The organism is Hydrogenophaga sp. FW305-3-2-15-A-LB1, assembly GCF_058787875.1.
Genome location: NZ_JBYTAE010000034.1, coordinates 15,787 through 35,956, shown reverse-complemented (window position 1 = coordinate 35,956; position 20,170 = coordinate 15,787). Strand labels below are relative to the sequence as shown.

Sequence of the window (20,170 nt, the reverse complement as noted above, 5' to 3'; positions counted from 1 at the left end):
TTCGATGCGTCCGGAATGGCACGTCCGTCATGCTCAGGCCGTCGTGGTCTGCAGATTCAGCACGAAGCGGAAATCCAGCGCGTGGAACGGCACGTCGCTGTGGGCGCCATCGGGCGTGAGGCCAGGCGCATGCTCGGTCCAATCGGCGATCAGGGAAGACCGCACACCGAACACCGCATCCGAGTCGAGGTAGCGATCGCCGTTGCGGAACACGTGCGTAATCAGCCGCTCGTAGCCCGGCGCGGTGATCATGAAATGGAGGTGGGCGGGGCGCCAGGGATGGCGGCCCAGCGCCTCCAGCATCCGGCCCACCGGGCCGTCGTGCGGGATCGGATACGCCTCCGCGAGAATGCTCTTGAAATGAAAGCGACCGTCCGCGTCCGCGTTCAAGGTGGCCCGTGCGCGATGGGGCGTGTCCGCACCGTACTGCACGTCGTAGTTGCCGGCAGCATCCGCTTGCCATACCTGCAGCTCCGCATGCGGCACCGGAAGACCATCCCGCCCCACCACCGTGCCACGCACGAAACAGGGTGCACCTTGTGCGCCATTGGCGACATCACCGCCCAGCTCGACCCGCGGCGAACCCTCGACGTGAAAAGGGCCGAACACCGTGGACTCGGTGCAGCCGTGTGGCTTCTTGTTGTTGAGCGCGGTCACCAGGGTGGACAGACCCAGCGTGTCCGACAGCAGAATGAACTCCTGCCGCGTGTCGCTGGTGATGTGCCCCACCTCGGTGAGGAACTGGATGCCCTGGAACCACTCGTCCTCGGTCAGCGCCACCTCTCTTGCGAACGCGTGCAGGTGCTGGACCAGACAGGTCATGAGCACACGCAGCCGTGGATTCAGCGCATTCACGTGCATGCCAATGACGGCACGCGTGATGTTGTCTTCGTCCAGGTTCCGCATCGCTGTCTCCATCGCTTTCGTGATGGAAGGACTTTAGAAATGCGGTCGATATCGATCCAGTAGGCCTAGCGAAAACGACGTTTCCGCTCACCGGCAAACCAAGGGTTTCCCCTGGTCAGGAGCGCTCACGGACAACCCGTGAAACCGCTGGACGGTGAAAGGCCCGGCGAATAGTGTCGAAAACAGCGCTGCCGTTATCCGGACTTCAGATCCCTCAGTAGCCTTACCGGCGACATGCACGCCGACTGACTACGCCGATACGACCATCGACGACCTCATGACACTCTTGGTCAAATCTCTAAGGTCGAATGCCGCGTCAAACGTCTCCCTCTACTCTGAAAAGCGAGGGCCTTCAAGCTTTCTATGCATCGATTGAAGTCGTTTCAACGATTCTCGAGAACTCTTCTAGCATCTCGGCATAGTGAGTCTGGAGGTACTTCATAACCCTTGGATTGTCTAAGAGCTTCGCGACGTAGCCGCGTGCAAGCATCAGATTCAACATGTCCTCACCATGCGACTGCTCAGCGATCTTGTACTGGCCCAGCAGGTTTTCCATCTCTTGCTCCATTCGAGCGACTTGTTCCGCAGACAGGGAATGATTCTTAAGTGGCCGCTTTCCCTCTACGAGCATAGATGGAGGCGTGGCGGCAAGTAGAGAGCGGGCGTAGCTAGCGGTCACGCTGTTCGCTGCAATCATCAGCTCCACACACTCGATCTGGCGAGTAGGCTTCATCCGACGAAGGGCGGGAGTTACCTCAGTCGAAAAATTTCTGTCCCTGAGGAGCTCGACGGCCTCCGTACAGATGCCGTCGAGCAGAGAGCCCTTCTTCTGAATGAGAGTCACGTCGATACAGAGCCCCTTTGCCAGTTTGGAGACCGGTATTCCACGGTCGATAGCCCGCCGAATCATCAGATGTTCTTGGACGGTCGAGAGACGGTTGACGTGGTTGTTGTAGGTAAATGCCTCATCGTCGGTAGCCACCAGACAGGCGACTTCTGAGAAGCCTAGCTCCTTCATCACTTGCAGCCGGAGGTGTCCGTCCAACACAAGGTGCTGGCCGGACTTTCTATTCACTGCAGTAACCGCAAGCGGCTCTATAAGTCCGATTTCGACTATCGACGCTCGAACTTGCCTGAACTTGACCGACGTGAGCATTTTGGGGTCCAAGCTTACCGAGGGAAGCAGACCATCGACAGGCAGGACAATTGGCTTTGGCAGAAAAGCAATCGCAACAGAGTTCATCTCATGCCCCCTCGGTGCGACACACGCTCAGCCAAGTACTTCGGAAGCGTGTCCAAGCCTTCCAGTCGCAACACATTGACGAAGTTTTCGTCCTCAAACATCTTGCGCAAAGCACCGAAGAAGAAAAGAAGACGCTGCTGAACAAGGGTGGACTTGCGCACCATGAGCTTCTGTCGCGCTACTTCCTTCTGATACGCACGAACAAGACTGGTGGACGTCAGTTCAGGCTTCTTGCGCGAGGGCGATCGCGCAATTGAGCGCCCCAGAAAATGCCTACGCTCCACCAAACGCTTCGCATACATTAACTGTGGCCCACGCAACTCGCCTGATTCGTATGCAGTTTGCATGGCTGCTTGAACAGCCTTGTCATCTTCGCCGGCGGCAACAATCAGAATCGCCACGGTGATGGGCATCTTTCCCCTTTCGACCGCCACGACGAGGCGTTCTTCACCCCTGTCAACCAGGTCCAGAATCTGCCGCACGTAGGTGTCGTGGACTCCAGTTTTTCGAGAGATTTCCATAACTGAGAAACCCTTGTCTCGCAGCAGGGTGAGGCCTCGCAAAAGCTCCAGTGGTTTATGGCGGCGCCTAGCAAAGTTTTCTACCAAGCTCATAACGAAGGCATCTTCGTCGGACAGCGTGACGACCAATGCAGGAATCCGAGATTCACCCAGTCGCTTGAATGCCTTGTAGCGTCCTTCGCCACAGACCAGCACGTAGCGCTCGGCTCCATCTTCGCCTGGACGCGGCGTCACCGTAATCGGCTTCTTCAAGCCCACCGCCCCTATGTTGTCGACAATCTGATCGAATTTTCGGGGGTTGCGTTCACGAGGATTGAGCACCTCGATTCGCTCCAAGGGAATCAGACGGAGCTCGGGGGCGGTTGTGTCCGTCATGCTGCCAACCTTGGCCGAGAGCGCGCGGCCATGCCATATAGGTACTCGAGCGTGTCGAAGCGATAACTTTCGAGTTCAACAGGATTGTGCTCGCCCAGATGTATACGAGGTATGCCGAACTCGAGCCGCGGGAGCAAGTAGTAGTCGAGTGCCGCCTCGTTTCCTGGCGCCAGGCGCACGGCGACCGTCAAGTCTGGTACGAGGCCTGTGTCAAATCGCACTTTCCAAAATAGCTGGCCAGAGTCACGTTGCTGGCAACGTGCAAGCACCAATGAGGCGCGGAACTCGTCGTTGACGTTCAAGAGCTCCGTGCTTGGGTCGCGCCAGATCTTTCCACCAAGTGCCACCATCTGCTCTTCTGTCTGGGAGACAATGGTCGGGTGCAGGCGCCTTAGGAAGCGATTGATTTCAATGTACTGAAAGTCGCGCGAAGGGACGTAGCCCACCAGCTGATAAGCCCGGATGAGGCTACCAAACCTCATGGCATAGACAGAGGACGATGGCATCCCCTCTGTCGAATTGATGATGACCCCAGACAAAGCCTGGCGGCTTTGATACAGCGTTCGAAGTCGCTCGATGAGCTCTTCGTCTGTATAGCGTCGAGAGCGGGCTCGGATGATGCCCTGGGCAGTGTAGAAGTCTTCCTTTGCAACGATTGGCGTGAATGCGTCCTGCTTTCGAATCCACATCTCGCTGGGATTCACGACGCGCAGCTTTCTCAGTTTGAACGACACCCGGTTATAGACGTTGGTGCCAATGTACTTTTCGTTGATGAGAATCTCGTGCACCGTCGCACGAGTCCAAGGCCTACCTCGGTCCGTGCTGATGCCTCCAGCACTCAACCGAGAGGCAATCTCTGCTTCTGATACTCCATCTCTGACAAACCACTGGTAGATGGACTGAACGATGCAAACCTCTTCATCTGGGCCCGGCACAAGAATCACGCGATCTGTCTGCAGGCTCTTTTGCTCACCCCTGCCGAGCTCCCCCTTCTGGACGCCAGTTTGGTCAACGAGCAGTCGCCGTAATCCGAATCCGGCAGGGCCGCCCTGGCGAAATCCTTTCTCGACAAGACGGCATTGCCCCGCGAAAACCTTTGCCGACAGCTCTCGGCTGTACTCACCGGCCATCGCTCTCTTGACACCCTTGACGATAGTGGAAACTGGCGAGCCGTCGTTCTCAAACTGCTCGGCGCAGTAGGCCACCTGAATGCCCGCGCGCTTGCAGATGTACTCGTAGTACGCACTCTCGTCAGCATCTTGAAACCTGCCCCACCGACTGACGTCATAAACGAGCACCATCGTGAAGTCTGCGCTGCCAGCCTCCACATCACGAATGAGCTGCTGCAATGCGAGTCGGCCCGCGATGCGCAAGCCGCTTTTTCCTTCGTCCGCATATGTACGGACAACCTCGATGCCCCGATGCGCCGCGTACTCGCGAATCTTTTCGACCTGGTTCTGCGTTGAATACTGCTGATGCTCCGTGGACATGCGGACGTACTCGACTGCACGTACAACGCCGACTGTGCCGCTCGAAGATACAACGTCAGAGTTCATGGTGCTGCCCAGTGCTCAAAGGGCCTCGAATTTGAGCCCTCTAGTGTCCCAAATGCTGCGTTGGAACGACGGTCTCGACACAGTAGCAGCCGCAATCAGAGATTTCGATGACGTCCTCTCTTTGCAATCAGTTTGCAATCAATCAGTATCACTCATGTGTTTGAGACTTGGATGAGGCGAACCGTCCATTGACGGATGAGGCCCTTTTGAAGGGGGGCCAGAAGAACCAGTCGGAAGATGCCTTCACGTGGAATAGAGCTGTCAGACGCGTCGTCTTTTGCAATCACGGTGTTCCCACCATTCCTGCGAGCGTTTCTCGCTCTCTGCTGTTGACGGTTTGAGGCGACGTAGTCAGGGTGCTCTTCGCGATACTTGCGCCAATAGTCCGGGTGGTTACGGCACCACAACTCTTGAGCAGCAGCTTGATTTTTCCGATAGTCGTCATCGGTACTCCGTTTTGCTCGCTGCCAGAGCCGCTTACGTGCTGACTGACAGGCCTCTTTCGTACAGAACGCCTGCCGCGGCGTTTGCGCCCGAGGTTCAAAAGCGGCCCCGCAGGCGCTACACCATCTTTTCTCCATGGCTTACCTCTGTGACTGAAAACCACACCGCCGTAGTTGAACCGGCCCTCACCTTTTATCACCAGCGCGATGCCCTAGACCCCGTCGATGCACATGAAGCACAGTGCGTAACTGCCCTCGCCCAGCAAACGATCCAGATCCCTCGAGTTGACCACTGCTGCGTTCAGATATCTGAACCATTGCTGCAGGAACAGCTCTGCGCGGAGGCGGTGACGGCATGTATTCGTACGAAGACAGGATTCGAGCAGTCCAGCTCTACATGAAGCCGGGCAAGCGCATCAAGGCCACCATCTGTCATCGGGGTTCCCCAACCAAGAATGCCTTGAAGAAAAGGCACCGTGAGTACCAACCACGGCCAGCTTTGGGTTGTCACGCAGCAGGGTGTCGGCCGTCGCGCTCACCTGGATGCAACAGGCTCCATCCAGCACAAGAACACCGGTATCGAACCGGTCGAGTGACCATCGGCTCTCGTGGCGCAGCCATTGTGGCACTGAGGTGTGTAGCGTCACTACTAAGAAGGCCTCGAAGGTGCCCAAGGTCGGCGAAGAACCGGTGGCTAACCAACGGGCTTTCTGCCCTTCCAGATCGTCACCTCAGCCGAGGGAATCCGGTCGCCGGATGTCTCCGGAGAAGTTCAGTTCGGCCCGGCCGGGAGCCGCAGTGCGCCTGCTGACGCATCAGTCCGGAAGACAACACCGGCATCCTCTGATAGACTTTTCTCACGCACCTGAAAGGCGTGCGTCTTCTCCGTCTCAATCAGCAGAGGAATAAGCAGCGCGACTTTCGCGAAGATGGACTCAACAGGTGAATGTTCGTTTCAACACGAAACCGAATCAACCTGCTCCAAAAGATGTTCTTCCGGTTTGCACATCGACATCTCCGCAAACCACAATTCCCGCCTCCTATGGCGCGCTGTTGTTTGAGCTGCGCACTCGCCAGCAGCTTCCCCAGTCGAAGGTCGCGACGAACGCCGGAATTTCGGTGGCGTACTACAGCGCGCTAGAGAACAGCAAGCGCCACCCACCTCCAAATCGTCGGACCAAACAGATCGCACGAGCGCTTGGCGCCGACGACTCTGCCTTGGCGACCTTGCTGGAATTGGGCTCACGGGAGCGCTTCTGCGAGATGCAGCTTCCCGGGTTGCCTACCGCCCTTCAAGACCTCATCACGTCACTGATTCGCTCGGCTGACAAGTTGACGCCCGCGCAAACGAGTGAGTGGCTCTCGCAAGTGACAGCCCTTGAACATGCGCCTCTAGGCGTGACGGACATCGATCAGGGCAAGCGCTTGGCCGACGTCTATTCAGGCTCGCGGTCGGCGCATCCAACGAGGATGCCCAAAAGCACCTCCATCGGGTCTACATCCACAGATGGAAAGCGGTCGAGGAGCACTCACCGGTACTGATGCTCTCGGCTTAACTCCCCCATTACGCAACGAAAGGAGATTCCATGTAAACGCAGAAGATGAAACGGCCAACCGCGTTCCACCACGGCCAGCCGATCACCTGAGGATTGCCCAGACTTGCTAGTTGACGGGCACAGTCTACGTTTCCGATTCCGGAAGCGTCAATCCTCTGTTCACTTTTTTTGTTGCCTATCTCTTCCGATGGGCGCAAGGAGGATTCGTGCGCACTCAAAAACGCTTCACCCCCACCGTGCTTGACCGCTTCACTCGACAGGGACGCGGTCAAGGTACCCATGAGGAGTTTGCACCATGGCATCAGGTCACCCGAGGTGATCCCGCGAGCGAAGGCAGAAGTCACCTCTTCCGGTACCGAGATCGACTGCGTCATTTGCTTTCGGATGGCGAGTTCAGGATCCAACTCTTCATTACGATGCTCCCTGGCCTGGAGGACGTTCTCGAGCAACACCGTTTGGACGTGGAAGATGCCGTACACCCACAATGCGCCTTCTTTTCTCGGCCCGATCTGACGCATTTCCCTGGCACCGCCGCGGTCGCCCAACAACTTGGCCTGCGCCATCCGATATGCAGGGGGAAGAGCAAGAACGGGCTCGTACCGGACAAGGTGCTTTGGACCATGTCCACCGACTTTCTGGTGGTCACGAGGTCCTCGGCAGAAGCGCTGCAGTTCTTGGCCATCGCTTGCAAGCCAGAGTGGGAAAGCCTCACGCGCCGAAAACGCGACTTGCTTCGCATCGAACGGGAGTATTGGGTTGCGCGGGGGATTCCCTGGTTGCTGATCACACCCGAGCTATACGACGAAGCGGCCGGTCAAATGCTGGCTCGCACGGGGTGCTGGGCGCTCAATGAGCCCGCCCCCAGTCATCACGTTCAGATAGCCGCATCCGTAGCTCGACAATCGTCGTGGGCCTCGGTCACCGACGTGATCCATGCCATCCAGCTGAGAGTGGGCTCCAAGGAGCACGCACAAACCACACTCTGGCAGGCAGTGTGGTCCGGCAAGCTGCCAATCGATCTACGAAGAGGATGGCGACCACACGTGCCACTCAAGCACATCAGCGAGGATGCGTTCTGGCAGCAAAACCCGGTAGCGTCAAGGAGGTCGGCATGGATCTAGTTCCAAACTCCACCTTCCGGCTGCTGGCGCAACCACGCCCCACGACACCTCACGCACCTGGTATCTATCGAGTCATTTTCGGTGATCCTGTCTCAGGCGAGACCATCACCGTGCTCATTCAATCAGAAGAGCCAGCGAAAAAAGGACAAGGTGGTCGGCCTCAGCAGGAGTTCGTCAGGAGACCACGCAAGACGCCACGCCCCCCCTTGATCGGAAAGCTGGTCTGGATGATCCGAGAGGATCTGCGGGAGCTAGAAGATGAGAAGGCTCTAGTCCCCATTCAGATCGAAAGGCAATCCAGCGCCTATGTTCGCCCCCACTCGCAAACCGGCGAAGACCAGTATGTGAGGCGGATTGAGGTGATGGGGGGATTTCTCGACCTGCCGAACCTGCATGAGAGCATCATCGTGCACAGGAGCCTGGGGGGACTTGTGGACGAGGCAACCAAGCGAACGGGCTGTAGCAGGGCCTATGTCTACCGGCTTTGGTCATTGCTGTGCAAGTTCGGCATCACAGCCACCAGCCTCAAAACCATGCATGAAAAATGCGGCGCAAAAGGCAAGGCCCGCCCTGTTGATCCGGGTGGTCGAAAAAAAGCCGGCAGAAAAACCCTCGAGCAGAACATTGCACGGGTCTACGGCGTTCATATTGATGCTCGTCAGCCTGGCATGTCCACCGAGTGGGCCGCTGCGGTCCGAGCAGCCGACAAATTGATCGCCGAGCCCAAACCATCTTGGAGCAAGCGATGCGCAATCATTGTCAAGAGCGCTTTCATTGGCCAGGCCATTGAAGAGAACGGCCGCATCACACTGATCAAGCCCGCAATCGGCACCTACCCCAACGACGCGCAGATTCGGCGCGTCCTCACGGTGGAGAAATCCAGGCTCCACCTTCTCTTGGAGAGGACCACAAAACATCACTTCAAAAGCGCACGCCGTGGCTTGGTGGCGAGGAACTGGCAGGGTGTTTCAGGACCAGGGCATACGTGGGCCATCGACAGTACCGTTGGCGATATTTACCTTCGATCATCCATCGATCGCTCCTGGGTGGTTGGACGCCCCATCGTGTATGTGATCGTCGATGTCTGGTCCACAGCAGTCGTCGGCTTCCACGTTTGTCTGACTGGCCCGAGTTGGGCCACAGCCAAACTGAGCTTGTTCAATGCCACCGCAGATCCAGCGTTGATAGGTGACCTCTGGGGATACGAACCCATGTTGCCGTTGAACCCGCGACCGACGATGTGCTACTGCCTGCTGTGTGACCGTGGAGAGTACCTATCTAGCGGACACCGTGAAACGGCCATGAAGTTTCTTCCATTGACGAGCTACACACCGCCCTACCGAGGCGATCTCAAGGGTCTTGCCGAGGTGCTCCACAGGATCGAGAAGGACGAGCAGTTCTTTTTCATCCCAGGAGCGATGGACTACCGGCGCAAAGAGTTGGAACTGCGACGCGTGAATCCGAATGACTGCGTGTTGACGACCCGTGAGTATGTTCAATTTCTTCACGAACTCTTCGCAGAATACAACCTGACGGCCCAACGTCGACATCGGGTAGATGGCCATATGGAAGCTGCAGGGGTATTCCCAAGCCCAGCTGGCCTATGGTCGTTTGGACACCAAATGGGCATTGGCTTTCGCCAGCACATCGAAGAAGCCGACCTCATCACGCACCTGCTTCCAACGGGATCAGCTCGGGTTCGCAGAGACGCCATACGTTTCATGCAATGTGACTTCTCATCAAAGGAAGTCAATGAAGAGCAGTGGACCGCCATCGCAAGGAACTTTGGTGGCTGGGACGTTCCCGTCCACCACTACGGTGGCTCGATGTCAAGAATCTGGACACCTGCGCCCGGGCGTGCTGGCCTGATGTCCCTTTCTCTGCGAGACGAATCAAAAATCTCTCCAGAGGCCACCCAAGAAGAATATCTTGACACGCTTGCGCATGCCACCATGCGCCAGCCTGAGGTGGATCATATGAGGAAGATGCTCAAGATGGACTTCCTGAGAAGCCGTTCCGAGCTGATACAGCGTGCCACACAGAAAACGGCTCAGGCACTGTCAAAAGGATCCGGCGAGAGCCCCACCATGACTGAGGCACGCGCCATGGAAAACGGCGCTATCCACGCCGGCCTGCAGCCTGAATCGGAGATGGCACATGCCGTTGCCAACAACACGGATATGTCGGCATACGAGGCCATGCTGGGCACCCTGCTTCGCGCTGCAGATGCCGGAGGGGAATGAACAGATGGCTACCACGATTGATCAGAGTCGCTACGCCGGGAACACTCTTGTCGACGGCCTGGGCGAGATTCCCTCGACTGAGGAGGCGTTGAAATCACTGCTCTACTTGCCAGAACAGCCCAGAGACATGGGTGGCATTCCCGTTCATGTTCGACTTCACTGGCTGATGGACGTCCGAGATATATACATACCGCCTATGGCCGGGGTGCGTTTGAGACAAACCACAGACCTCATGGTCAGGCAAGGGTATCGGTATCGAGACCCTCGGAAATCGTCGACCTGGCGTGCGGTCAGCGGTGAAGAAAGACCAACAGGAAATCTCCTACCTCAATCCATGGCTGCGGTTGTTGATGGCCTGCCTGGCGTGGGAAAGACACAAGCTTGCGCGCGCTGCGTTCACGCGTTTCCGCAGCAGGTCATTCATCACGACACCTTCCCTGGACTTATCGGAGGGCTCCAACAAGTCGTTTGGCTCTCCGTCGAAATCCCCCCTTCGGGCAAGGCCAAAGATCTGGCCATCGTGTTGATGGAGGCTTGGGACGAGGCTTGTGGCTCGCAGCGCTTTTCTTCTTGGCGGTCGAAGGAACGTATTGCGGATGGCATGCGCGCACTGGAAGAATGGCGCCAAGTAGCAACGGCACATTTTCTAGGTGTGCTGCACCTCGATGAAGTGCAGAACTTGTTCAAGATCAGCAGCCTTAAGCAACGATTGAGCCGAGGGGGGACATCGCGCGCATCCGAATTGAGCATCGTGGAAGACCAAGCGCTACGCTGGCTTCTCTCCATGTTCAACAGAGGCACCCCCCTGTTGTTCTCCGGAACGCCAGATGGCATTGGCGCTCTTTCCAAACGACTGAGCACGCTGGAGCGCGTGGTAACGGCCGGCTACCACAGGCTCGCACCTTTCGAAGACTGGCGTTCTCCTGAGTTTCGCAACCTGTTCTTCCCCCGGCTGGCGAGATATCAATACGTTCGTCACCAGCTACCACCAGACGACAACCTGGCCAAACTGCTGATTGATCTGACCGGAGGGATACAGCGTGTCATCATCGCCCTATGGGTCGCAGGCCATCGCGTGGCCTTCGAGCGCAATGATGATGCGCTTCAAATCGAGGACTTCATCCTCGCCGCGTCCACGTGGCTTGCACCACTGGCGCCGGCCATCGCGGCCATCCGAGAAAAGAGCGAGAAAAAGATGGCTCAGTACAGCGACCTCATGCGACCAGAGAACGATTTCTGGAGAGACTTCTGGGACAACGTCGCTCGAACTTGATCAGGCGCGCTGTGCAGCCGTCTGCGCCTGCTTTGAAGCTCAAGAAGGCGAGGACTGCGACGTCTGACTAGCGGCTCGATTTCCGGCATGTGACGCGCACGTCATTGCGTTGATGGCTTCATCCGCTGATTGGTAGAGCGCACCGAAGATGAGCGCGCTCACAAAAGTGGAGTTCCATACGCCTGCGTTCTTGTTGCGCAAAAGTCCAGAAACATTGAAGCGAAAAGCGGACTTCAACCATCGCTCGTCGAAACACCCCTGAACTTCAGGACTCCACAGCAGGCTTCGGAAGACACATCTTTCATCTACCTCCATGCCGAGTTGATTTGCCCTCCTCACCAAGACGTGTGATACCGCCTCGCTGCTCAACACCTTCGCTCCGAGTAAGAGATGGGAGCAGATTTCAAGATACCGATCAACAGCTGGCGAGGATATCTGCCCAGAAAGCAGCTCCGGCGGGGAAGGATCGGATTCCGACAGAATCCATGCTGGCGACTGATGAAATGCATGGTGTCGGCGCGGTTCGACCGATCTCAATGGCATCCCATGCTTTCTGCATTGGTATTGCCCAGAAATTTGATGCTCTCTTCGCCAATACGAGACTCCGTGGAAGCCCAAGTCTTCCTCTATACAGGCGCGACAGAAGTATGCGCGAGACCTCGGCATCCAAAATAGCTGCCTCAAGGCGTGTTCTCGGCGACTTCCCTCGCCCAGCAGTCCCCCGCCTACGTCAACGACAACGGCCCGTAGTAGCGGGTACATCGAGTGACTTCGTATAAAGCTTTCGAGCTCAACTTGGACCATAAGCGCCAGAAGTTGCCCCATGGGCATGTCTCGGTGTCTGACCCTCTTGCCCATGAACTGCTCCATCATGGACGACTCACCCAGTCGATCGTCGCGCCAACCATTCATCCGTAAGACACGACCGCGATAGCCTCTCGCATACTCATCGGGCAGTACAGAGGGAGTAACGACCATTCGGACCATCCCTTCAGCTGCGGTCACGTCCTAAGTGAGGCGGCCGTAGCGTCGCTAGCGACCTTATGACCCCCGACAGGGCTTTGGCATGCCCCGCAGATCCATCCCATGCAGCACGCATGGCCTCAATGAGCTCTTCGTTACCTCGAACGGCATCGGCGGTGACGCCGACGTCGTACCGCTCAACGTACAGGCACACCTCCTCCAACAACCTTGAACGACGAAACCCATGGCCGCCGAGGATGCGGCTGACCTGGGATTGGCTCGAGCCAACAGCTGCCGCGATCTGAGCCTGTGAAATGCCGTGCAGGCGACACACATCGCGGGCTTTTACCACCCGGGCCTTCAGCGCCTCTTCAATCATGCATTTAGGTTAATTCAATGCATATACGCATGTCAAGGTCGCGCTGAATCTAGATTGAGAAAAGTCAGAACAGTCCTGGCGATCGAACCTCACGGGAACGGCGCGCCAGGATGGCATCCAAGGCTTTGCGCGTAAGTGGCAGCCGATCGAGTTGCCCGAGCTTGGTCTTGAGTTCGGGCAACGCCTGATAGAGCTGCCAAAGCCGCAGCTTCGCCGAGCCGTTTTGACTCAGCACCAAGGCCGTCTGCTGAATCCGCACGCTCAACTGCGCATCGCGCTCATCCCAGCGCACCGAATCACCTCCCCCAGAAGAGCGTTCGACATGGGTACTTGGACGATTCGCCTGCAACCAGGCCATGTCGTTTCGATACAGCCATGCGTAGGCAGCAGGTTGCATTGAGCGCATCCATTTCACGCCGAGCCTCTCACCCTGGCTCATCACGGACAGCCAATTGCCCCGCGCAATTTGCCGAGCACGGTCTTGGCGCGCCTTTGCCCACTGCGCATGCAATCCCACTTCGGTCCGGAGGAGGCGGGTGATGGTCTCAATTGACACGTTGTGCTGTCGCGCGAGGCTGTCTTTTTCACCACCCTCACGTAGCTGCTGGTGAAGTTTCGTCAGCGTCGACGGCGTCAACTTCTTAGGTCGGCGCCGCGCAGAAACTCCTTCCGAAGCGGCCCAGGCCGTGACCGTCACCACGTCCAAGCCGTACTCCCGCGCCACCGCGGAAGCGGACGCGCCTTCGCGCATGCGAACGAGCACTTGAGGGCGCACTCCACTTGAGTGGACCGCAGGAAGAACCACTGGCACTTCAGACTGGGGCACGCAATGATCAACTTCCGCCGCAGCCATGGTTTCGATGAAGTCCTCAACATCGTCAAAGAGCCATGCCAAAACGATCAACCATCGTAGTGGGTGCGTGCCAGTGCGCATAGGTCGCAGCAAGCGGCCGAGCTGATTTCTGGCCGCCTCGCGATCGATGGGTAGAGAGCCCAACTCCGGGATATTCTGAAGTGGCTGCGCGTGGTTCAGGAAGGATTCCGCGGCCTGATCCAAACGGTTCCGCCCGGAAGGCAACAACCACCCCATTTCCTTCATTCGGATGCGCACCGCAGCCTGAATGCGCAGTGGGTTCAACCAGCCATCTTCTTCACGCGAGGCAACCAAGGCCAGGACGAGGGTGGCTAGTTTGAAAGCGCCTGGTTCGAGATCTTTGGAGTAAAAATTGAAGGGTGTACGCAACGAGGCTACCGACGGCAGATGCCATTGGAAGCGTTCCACCCCGGTGGACTTCAGCGTCGCCTCCTGCAAGGGCTCCCGATGTTCTGGGCACATCCAGACACCAGGGAACTGATGAGCAAGATGCCAATACGCCCAGCCATGCAGCTCCACGTCGCGCCGCATGCAGCTTGAGCAAATCTTGAGCGGATGGTTGGCACGGAATCGGCTGGTCAGCAGTCCCAGGCGGAATTTCAAATGCGCCACAGAACTGCCGCACATCGTGGCCACAGAATCAGTCACAAGGGTGGCTTCAAGAAACGGTCTGTAGAAGCGAAGCACCGTACGGTCTTTCGCGATCTCGGCAGCAGTGCCGAACCTTCCCACCGTGCGCGCTGAAAATTGATCAAGCGCGCTTGGTAGATCGTGCTGAACTCCTCGTCGCGCAGAGCCGAACAGCAGTTGCGTCGACTGTGCGGACGTGCTGTATCCCCAGAGCCGATGGTGACGACTGCAAAGGCTGAACAAGGTCTCGCCCGGTAGCCAGGGAAGAAGTGAGGAATCAACGGGAAGCAATTCCACAGCAGCACACGGTGTCGATTACTGTCGGAGGGGTTTTTCGCCGATCGCCTCAAGCGCTCGTCGATCCATGGGTTTTGCGCACTCGCATATGGGGGGGGGTTTCTCGTTTCCGCAGTCGCAAACTTCTCGTTCGTCGGCTGGTGACCGAGTACTTCTTGCGTCGACGTCATGACAAGGGTAGCCTGACATGGTGGGAAATGTCTTCCACTTATCGGAGGTTGCTCTCCGACCGTTCGGCATCACGTCGAACTTGCACCGCAACCGTTAGACCATCCATTGGAGGTGATCATGGTTGCTGCAAACAATGGCCGCACTGGCGGCGACTTTCTCTCAAAATCCTTCGGCGCGAACGATTTCTCGCACCCCCTGCTGCGCATTGCGGCGCGCGTAGACGACACACCAAAGACCTTTCAAGCATTCCACCGCCTAGTGAGGCGCGCGTTGGATGCGCCTGACTTCACACAGGAGCGTGCCGACCTTGCCGTAGAGGTGCTGGACACGCTTGGCGATTTACTCCTAGACGACGAGAGCGCCGAGGCCTTCCGACTTGAGTGGCTGACAAAGGTGTCTCATTCTGTCGACTGCGCCACGCTCCATGAAGCAAGGGCAATGGCCGAGATTACCCATGCGGGCCTTGCTCTTCCACGTGGTGTTTGGAAAGCCCGTCCTCCTCTTTTAGGGGGCGCCTCGTTCATCAGGCTCATCCGTGCCGATCCCAAGGTGGAAGAGTCCGATCGGTCTCTGGAGTTGCCTGTCAAGGCCGCCGCCGCATTGCTCTGTTGCATCGACTCTGCCCTGAACGCGCATCGGGATGCATTCCTTCAGACATGGCCTGCCAGGGATTGCTTAGCAACCCTTCGCGCTATTGCATTGCTCTCGGTGCTGGAATCGCAGCACCAAGCCTCGCGCCAGGCCGAGAGCCGCAAGGAATACTTCCTCGGGGTTGGCCAAGGCCTTTGGACGGTGGTGGCCAAACGTCTTGAGGCGCTGCCCGAGGCAGAAGACCACGAGTGTTTCTGGGATGGGAGCCTTCAACGCCTGGTGGCTCTGCACGTCAGCGGTCGCGCGTTCGTCGATGCACTTGCACCCGACTCGCCGCTCAGCACCTCTAACGAGGCTCAGATAGTGGCTCCCGCCTCTGCCGCCGCGGGGACGTTGCAAGTGGTCCATGGCCCGATCCCCCCGTCCGCCAATCGCGAAGATGCGCAGACCTTGCGCATCTTCTCCCCGCTGCTGGTGCCCCAGCCGATTGCAGTCATGCCCGCGCCCAGCGAAGTCGAGTTGGTGCTAATGGCCTTGTCGCGGGAGTTTCCCTGGGCGACCACCGTCGTCGATGAGCTCGGCTGCATGATGCGTGCGCGCTCCCTCTTTGGCGTGCGTGAGCTGTGCCTTTCGCCCGTCGTGATCGTTGGGCATCCTGGCGCGGGAAAGACCCGTTTCGTGCGGCGTCTGGCCGAACACCTGAAGCTGGCCTACCTGCCTCTGGCTCTGGGTGGGCACACCGACAGCAGGCTGCTAACCGGCACTACGCGAGGCTGGGCCGGCGGTGAGCCAACGCCCTTGCTGCGGCACATGCTGCAACAGCGCACCGCCAGTGGGATGGTCCTCCTGGACGAAATCGACAAGGTAGGTAGCAATGATCTATCCAGCAGACCTGCGACCTCGGTGTTGCTAGACATGCTGGAGCCGGAGACGGCGTCCCGGTGGTACGACACCTTTCTGCAGACCACCTGCGACTTCAGTCGCCTGTCCTTCTGGGCAACGGCCAACAGCCTGAAAACACTGCCAGCGCCCCTGTTGTCGCGGTTCACCGTCCTCTACATGCCAGAGCCTCGGCCCGAGGACACGGTGGCTCTGATTCAGGGCATCACAGACGACATTGCCAGGGAATGGCGTATGCCGCTTGGTGTTCTGCCGCTCGCACCCAGATGGGTGTACGAGGAAGCCAGGCTGAACGCGCGCGGGTTGCGGAGATTGATCTTTCGGTTCCTGAGCGAGTGGGCCGATGAAAATCGGCGCCCGGAACGGCTTCACTGATTCGAGTGAAACGGACTCGACCCGTTAGCGAATGCACTTGACTGCTTCAGACTGATCTCGGTCGTTCCTCGGTGGAAATCTAAGTGGCCGCTGATTCCAGAAGCGGTCACCCAACCTGGTGCGGCCTGTCCGGCAGCTTCGCCGAAAGAAGCGGCTGTCCGGCGCGCGTGGAGGCGGTTGGACTTTTTGAGTGATCGCTGCCAGTGGCGACAGTCCTGTGGTGCATTCCGATCGAGGCGGCCAGGCTGGCTGGCTCGAATCGCTGACGCCAAGCTGGTCCGCTCGTTGTCACGCAAGGGATGCTCGCCGGAGAACGCGGCGTACGAGGGCTGTTGACACGCCGGAACAACGGCATGGATGATGTGGCTCATGCGCATCCCTTCCGAACGCCTCGCCTTCTGGTTCTTGCGGCTCAACGGCTTTCTCACCATCCCGAACTTCATAGTGCATCCCGAGGGACCTCGCGACGACGGCGCCTATCCGCAGCAGACGGACGTTGATGTGCTGGGGGTGAGGTTCCCGTTTCGCGCGGAGAACCGACAGCGGCCCATGCCCGACCATCCGCTGTTCATGGCTGAACGTCGCAGACCGATGGTGGTGCTTTCTGAAGTGAAAACGGGGCAGTGCGGCTTGAACGGGCCGTGGACGGACCCAGAGCGCCAGAACATGCAGAAGGTGCTCTGCGCCGGTGGATTTCGACCAGCCGACCAAGTCAAGGAGATTGCCAGGGCCCTCTACGGTCATGGCGTGTGGCAAGACGAAACCTTGGTCATCCGTATCGTGTGTTTCGGCAATCGGCACAACTCAGGACTGGCGAGAAGCCATCCATCGGTTCCGCAGTTGATTTGGCATCAAGAAATTCTGCCTTTCGTCTACCGCCGCTTCGACGAATACAAGCTGGAGAAGCAAATGCACCACCAATGGGACGAGGACGCTCGACAGCTGTTCGCAGCGGCAGGGCAGGTGGCCAACGCCGATGAGTTTGTCGCGTCAGTTGAAGTGGTCGACAAGCTCTGAAGGGGACGGCTCAGTGCAAAGTCAGCCGGCTGATAACCTTGGAGATGTAGCTCAGGAGGGTCACGTCTTCATTATTGAGCTCGGCATGGTCGAGGAGCTTCCAGACGACGAGGGCCGAGCACACTAGCAGGATGGCGATGCCGATCCATTGGCAAGGTGATACGAAGCGGTGCCACAGAACCTGATCCAGCAAGTTCGCGAAGGCCGTCGCGGCCGGCCCCTTGAGGCTGGCCTTGCGCTCTTCGATCCAGGCAATCATGCAAAGCGGCAACACGGTGTAGAAGACTCCGAAACCAATCACGCCTGTGCATAGGGCACCGACGGGGCCGAACGACGCGGCGATATGCGCGGTGTCGTCAACCGCTGAGGAAAGGCCGCCGCGTCCCCGGCGGCTGTAACGGCGCCTGCTCATGTCGCCTCCCGCGTCGAATTGACCTGCCGCTTCTCTGCCTGGACGAAGGCCGTCTGGAGGCCCGGGTGTCCGGCGGGCGGTGCGCCGGTGCGATGGCGCAGGCTTTTCATCTGCACGTCCAGTGCGGCGTAGACCAAGCCACCGTGTAGCGGGCGCATCACCTCGGCCAGGGCCAGCACCGCCGCCAGCGCACCAACGAACGGCGTGGCCACGGCGCGGGAGGCCAGCAGCGTCATCCCGCAGATGTCTCTGCGCTCCTCGGCCAGCTTCTTGTAGGCGTCGTTCAGCTCGGTGGCGGCTTGCGCGGTGGACTCGGCCGTCCAAATTTGGGACGGCAGACGCGGCCCTGGGAACGTGTGCAGGCGGATGTTGCGAAAGTCGCGATATCCGCTACCCAGCCCGGTCTCGACGACCATCGCAAACCCAGCCGTGTCGAGGTCGCGACGGGCGGTGACGTTGTCCACGCCGAAGATGGCTGTAGTCGGCTCGTCGACCATCACTCGGTGTTCAGGACCGAACCGGCGTTCGACCAGCGCGGTGGTGAAGCCGGCGGCCTCGAGGCGTCTCGCGACGGCCCTGACCTTCGGCTTGAGCAGGTCAGCCGCCCACAGCAGCAAGCAAGTGCTGAGGTTGGACTTAGCTGCCTTGTCGAAGTCCTGAAGCACCAGGTTCGGTCGGCTGTTGACCGGGTAGGGCAGCATGCCCAGCGTCCAAGCATAGGCCTGACCGAGGTGGCCCAAACCGACGAGCCACAAGGACTTCGGCAGGTAGGCGAGCGCGGGTCCTTTGTACGCATCGTCGCGCCAGTCGGCGACGGCCAGCGGGTTCCAGAGGGACATGCCGACGGCGCGATGACCAGCCTCGGCCAGGTCTCCGCGGACGTGCATGAAGGCTTCGTTGACGCCCAGCGCGGCGGCGCCAATGCCTGCAAGTGGGTTGTCATCGACGCAGGTCAGCGCGCTGTCGGCGCCGACGCGTGCAATCTGGAAGCGCCAGTGGTCCCAGCCAAGCTGGATGCAGAAGGCAGGCGGAGGGACGTCGGGGGCGGCACCGAGCACGAGCGTCGGCAGCTCGGTGGTCGCGTTGATGGCCACCCGCGCACCAAGCTCCTCGGCGACTTGCCGGGCGCTGCGAGCTTGGTACAGCGGGACGTCGAGGGCATGGCTCAGGTCGCCGTAGACCTCGACGCCGCCGAGGAAGGCGCGCACGGCCGTGTTCAGCGCGGTCAGAAAGCTGGCCTGCCCGGCCAGCGTGTCGGCCCAGCCGCGGCCGAGATGGATGCGGAGCCGGTAGCGCGAGAACAGGACCACTGCCTCCTCGGGCGAGGCCACTTCACCGGCATCCAGGGCCATCTTGGCCAGCCGGTGCATGGAATCAGCGTCGAGCTCGGTCATTGAAAAACTCCAGCATCGGTAAGTCGCAGGAGGCGGCCGACATCGGAACCCGAATACGCCGCCCACTGGTGGTTGCCTTGGTAGACATAGAGCCCGAGGTCAGGCGGGCGCGGGTTACCCTTAGCGAACCTGGGCACGATGAGGGCGATGTGGTCCTTCAGCGCGACCATGGGGTTGGTGCGATCCGAACGGCTCTGGCCGGGGCCGAAGGGGTGCGTGTGGACGTCGGCCACGACCGTCATGTCGGTGGCGCGGCAGACTTCCCAGAGCTTGGCGAAGCTGTCGGACTTCAAGGACACGTAGTCGTTGCTGAAGGCGTCGGGCTGCAGCTGCTCGTAGGGAACGAAGCGCTGGACCATGCGTCCGGCATCGGTCTTGCGCCCGAGGAGAAAGGCGCCGCTTTCGCGAACGCCGGCACCTTGCTCGCGCAGGTGGGCCATCAACTCCGCCCAGAGCGCGGCCGGCACCTCAAGCAGGGGCGCAGGCGTAGTCGCGACTTTGAAGAAGTTCATGGACGACCTCCAGGTAGTGGGTGATGCCCTTGGCGGGCTTCCAGATGAGCTGCGGGTACTGGGCGAACCAGCAGTCGTGGCCGACGATGCTTTCGCGGTCGCAGGGGATGTAGAGCGCGTCGCCGTTCTTCCAACCAGGCTTGAAGGCCAGCTGCAGGCGCTCGCCGCCCTGGGGCCACTTGTCGAAGGTCAGCTTGCTGTTCGTCGACAGGTCCCAGAACGTGCCCGTGGGCGGCATGTTCGGAAAACCGCTGCAGTTCAGGCGCAGCGTGTACTCACGCCGGTCGCGGGCGATGACGTCGATGTAGGCGAAAGGCCATTCCAGCTTCTTGAACTGCCAACGATTGCGGTCCTCTCCCGAGAGAAAGCGCGCCGACGCGAGGTCGGCACGCAGCGATTGCTCGTCCGGTGCCATACC

18 protein-coding genes are annotated in these 20,170 nt (G+C 59.1%); 6 read left to right on the top strand and 12 right to left on the bottom strand.

What is annotated here, in order from left to right; genetic code table 11:
- Positions 1–33 precede the first annotated feature (33 nt).
- The 4 genes from AC3WPZ_RS12435 to AC3WPZ_RS12420 form a co-directional block, all read right to left on the bottom strand.
- Complete coding sequence (locus AC3WPZ_RS12435; protein ID WP_492439846.1) at positions 34–906, bottom strand: dioxygenase family protein; 873 nt, start codon at positions 904–906, stop codon at positions 34–36.
- 361 nt (positions 907–1,267) lie between these two features.
- Positions 1,268–2,149, bottom strand: coding sequence for a plasmid partitioning protein RepB C-terminal domain-containing protein (locus AC3WPZ_RS12430; protein ID WP_492439844.1), 882 nt, complete (start codon positions 2,147–2,149; stop codon positions 1,268–1,270).
- Positions 2,146–3,045, bottom strand: a complete 900-nt coding sequence (locus AC3WPZ_RS12425) for a plasmid partitioning protein RepB C-terminal domain-containing protein (protein WP_492439842.1) — start codon at positions 3,043–3,045, stop codon at positions 2,146–2,148. Before AC3WPZ_RS12425 ends, AC3WPZ_RS12430 begins: the two co-directional genes overlap by 4 nt.
- A complete protein-coding gene (locus AC3WPZ_RS12420; protein ID WP_492439840.1) occupies positions 3,042–4,601 on the bottom strand; it encodes a recombinase family protein in 1,560 nt (519 codons plus the stop codon). Before AC3WPZ_RS12420 ends, AC3WPZ_RS12425 begins: the two co-directional genes overlap by 4 nt.
- Before the next feature lie 1,385 nt (positions 4,602–5,986).
- On the opposite strand from AC3WPZ_RS12420, the gene AC3WPZ_RS12415 reads away from it, so the two are divergent.
- Positions 5,987–6,586 carry a helix-turn-helix domain-containing protein gene (locus tag AC3WPZ_RS12415; protein WP_492439838.1) on the top strand — a complete coding sequence of 200 codons (600 nt, stop codon included), beginning with the start codon at positions 5,987–5,989 and terminating at the stop codon, positions 6,584–6,586.
- A 22-nt stretch (positions 6,587–6,608) separates the two neighbouring features.
- Here AC3WPZ_RS12415 and AC3WPZ_RS12410 read toward each other — a convergent pair whose 3' ends face one another.
- On the bottom strand, positions 6,609–7,163 hold the full coding sequence (locus AC3WPZ_RS12410) for a hypothetical protein (protein ID WP_492439886.1): 555 nt from the start codon (positions 7,161–7,163) through the stop codon (positions 6,609–6,611).
- Between AC3WPZ_RS12410 and AC3WPZ_RS12405 the strand changes: the two genes are divergently transcribed.
- Genes AC3WPZ_RS12405 through AC3WPZ_RS12395 form a run of 3 tightly spaced genes read left to right on the top strand, consistent with a single transcriptional unit; the run spans position 7,062 to position 11,237 of the window.
- Positions 7,062–7,721 (top strand): TnsA endonuclease N-terminal domain-containing protein, encoded by a 660-nt coding sequence (locus AC3WPZ_RS12405; protein WP_492439884.1) that lies wholly within the window; start codon positions 7,062–7,064, stop codon positions 7,719–7,721. The two genes, AC3WPZ_RS12410 and AC3WPZ_RS12405, sit on opposite strands and share 102 nt — an antisense overlap.
- Complete coding sequence (locus AC3WPZ_RS12400) at positions 7,712–9,964, top strand: TnsB C-terminal domain-containing protein (RefSeq protein WP_492439836.1); 2,253 nt, start codon at positions 7,712–7,714, stop codon at positions 9,962–9,964. Before AC3WPZ_RS12405 ends, AC3WPZ_RS12400 begins: the two co-directional genes overlap by 10 nt.
- A 4-nt stretch (positions 9,965–9,968) precedes the next feature.
- Positions 9,969–11,237, top strand: a complete 1,269-nt coding sequence (locus tag AC3WPZ_RS12395; protein WP_492439835.1) for an ATP-binding protein — start codon at positions 9,969–9,971, stop codon at positions 11,235–11,237.
- Between the two features lie 39 nt (positions 11,238–11,276).
- On the opposite strand, the gene AC3WPZ_RS12390 is transcribed toward AC3WPZ_RS12395, so the two are convergent.
- From AC3WPZ_RS12390 to AC3WPZ_RS12380, 3 genes are all read right to left on the bottom strand, one after another.
- Entirely contained in the window at positions 11,277–12,215 is a 939-nt protein-coding gene (locus tag AC3WPZ_RS12390; protein ID WP_492439882.1) for a TniQ family protein, read from the bottom strand.
- A 13-nt stretch (positions 12,216–12,228) separates the two neighbouring features.
- Complete coding sequence (locus tag AC3WPZ_RS12385; protein ID WP_492439834.1) at positions 12,229–12,579, bottom strand: hypothetical protein; 351 nt, start codon at positions 12,577–12,579, stop codon at positions 12,229–12,231.
- Between the two features lie 64 nt (positions 12,580–12,643).
- Complete coding sequence (locus AC3WPZ_RS12380; RefSeq protein WP_492439832.1) at positions 12,644–14,380, bottom strand: TnsD family Tn7-like transposition protein; 1,737 nt, start codon at positions 14,378–14,380, stop codon at positions 12,644–12,646.
- A gap of 288 nt (positions 14,381–14,668) precedes the next feature.
- Here AC3WPZ_RS12380 and AC3WPZ_RS12375 point away from each other — a divergent pair, with 288 nt between their 5' ends.
- Complete coding sequence (locus tag AC3WPZ_RS12375; RefSeq protein WP_492439830.1) at positions 14,669–16,417, top strand: AAA family ATPase; 1,749 nt, start codon at positions 14,669–14,671, stop codon at positions 16,415–16,417.
- A 369-nt stretch (positions 16,418–16,786) separates the two neighbouring features.
- Positions 16,787–17,434, top strand: coding sequence for a hypothetical protein (locus AC3WPZ_RS12370; protein WP_492439828.1), 648 nt, complete (start codon positions 16,787–16,789; stop codon positions 17,432–17,434).
- A gap of 10 nt (positions 17,435–17,444) precedes the next feature.
- On the opposite strand, the gene AC3WPZ_RS12365 is transcribed toward AC3WPZ_RS12370, so the two are convergent.
- Genes AC3WPZ_RS12365 through AC3WPZ_RS12350 form a run of 4 tightly spaced genes read right to left on the bottom strand, consistent with a single transcriptional unit; the run spans position 17,445 to position 20,167 of the window.
- Positions 17,445–17,846, bottom strand: a complete 402-nt coding sequence (locus AC3WPZ_RS12365; RefSeq protein ID WP_492439826.1) for a hypothetical protein — start codon at positions 17,844–17,846, stop codon at positions 17,445–17,447.
- On the bottom strand, positions 17,843–19,240 hold the full coding sequence (locus AC3WPZ_RS12360; protein WP_492439824.1) for a ubiquitin-activating E1 family protein: 1,398 nt from the start codon (positions 19,238–19,240) through the stop codon (positions 17,843–17,845). The genes AC3WPZ_RS12365 and AC3WPZ_RS12360 overlap by 4 nt, the downstream gene beginning before the upstream one ends.
- Positions 19,237–19,752 (bottom strand): Mov34/MPN/PAD-1 family protein, encoded by a 516-nt coding sequence (locus tag AC3WPZ_RS12355; protein WP_492439822.1) that lies wholly within the window; start codon positions 19,750–19,752, stop codon positions 19,237–19,239. Before AC3WPZ_RS12355 ends, AC3WPZ_RS12360 begins: the two co-directional genes overlap by 4 nt.
- Complete coding sequence (locus tag AC3WPZ_RS12350; protein WP_492439820.1) at positions 19,709–20,167, bottom strand: DUF7665 family protein; 459 nt, start codon at positions 20,165–20,167, stop codon at positions 19,709–19,711. Before AC3WPZ_RS12350 ends, AC3WPZ_RS12355 begins: the two co-directional genes overlap by 44 nt.
- Positions 20,168–20,170: the final 3 nt, after the last annotated feature.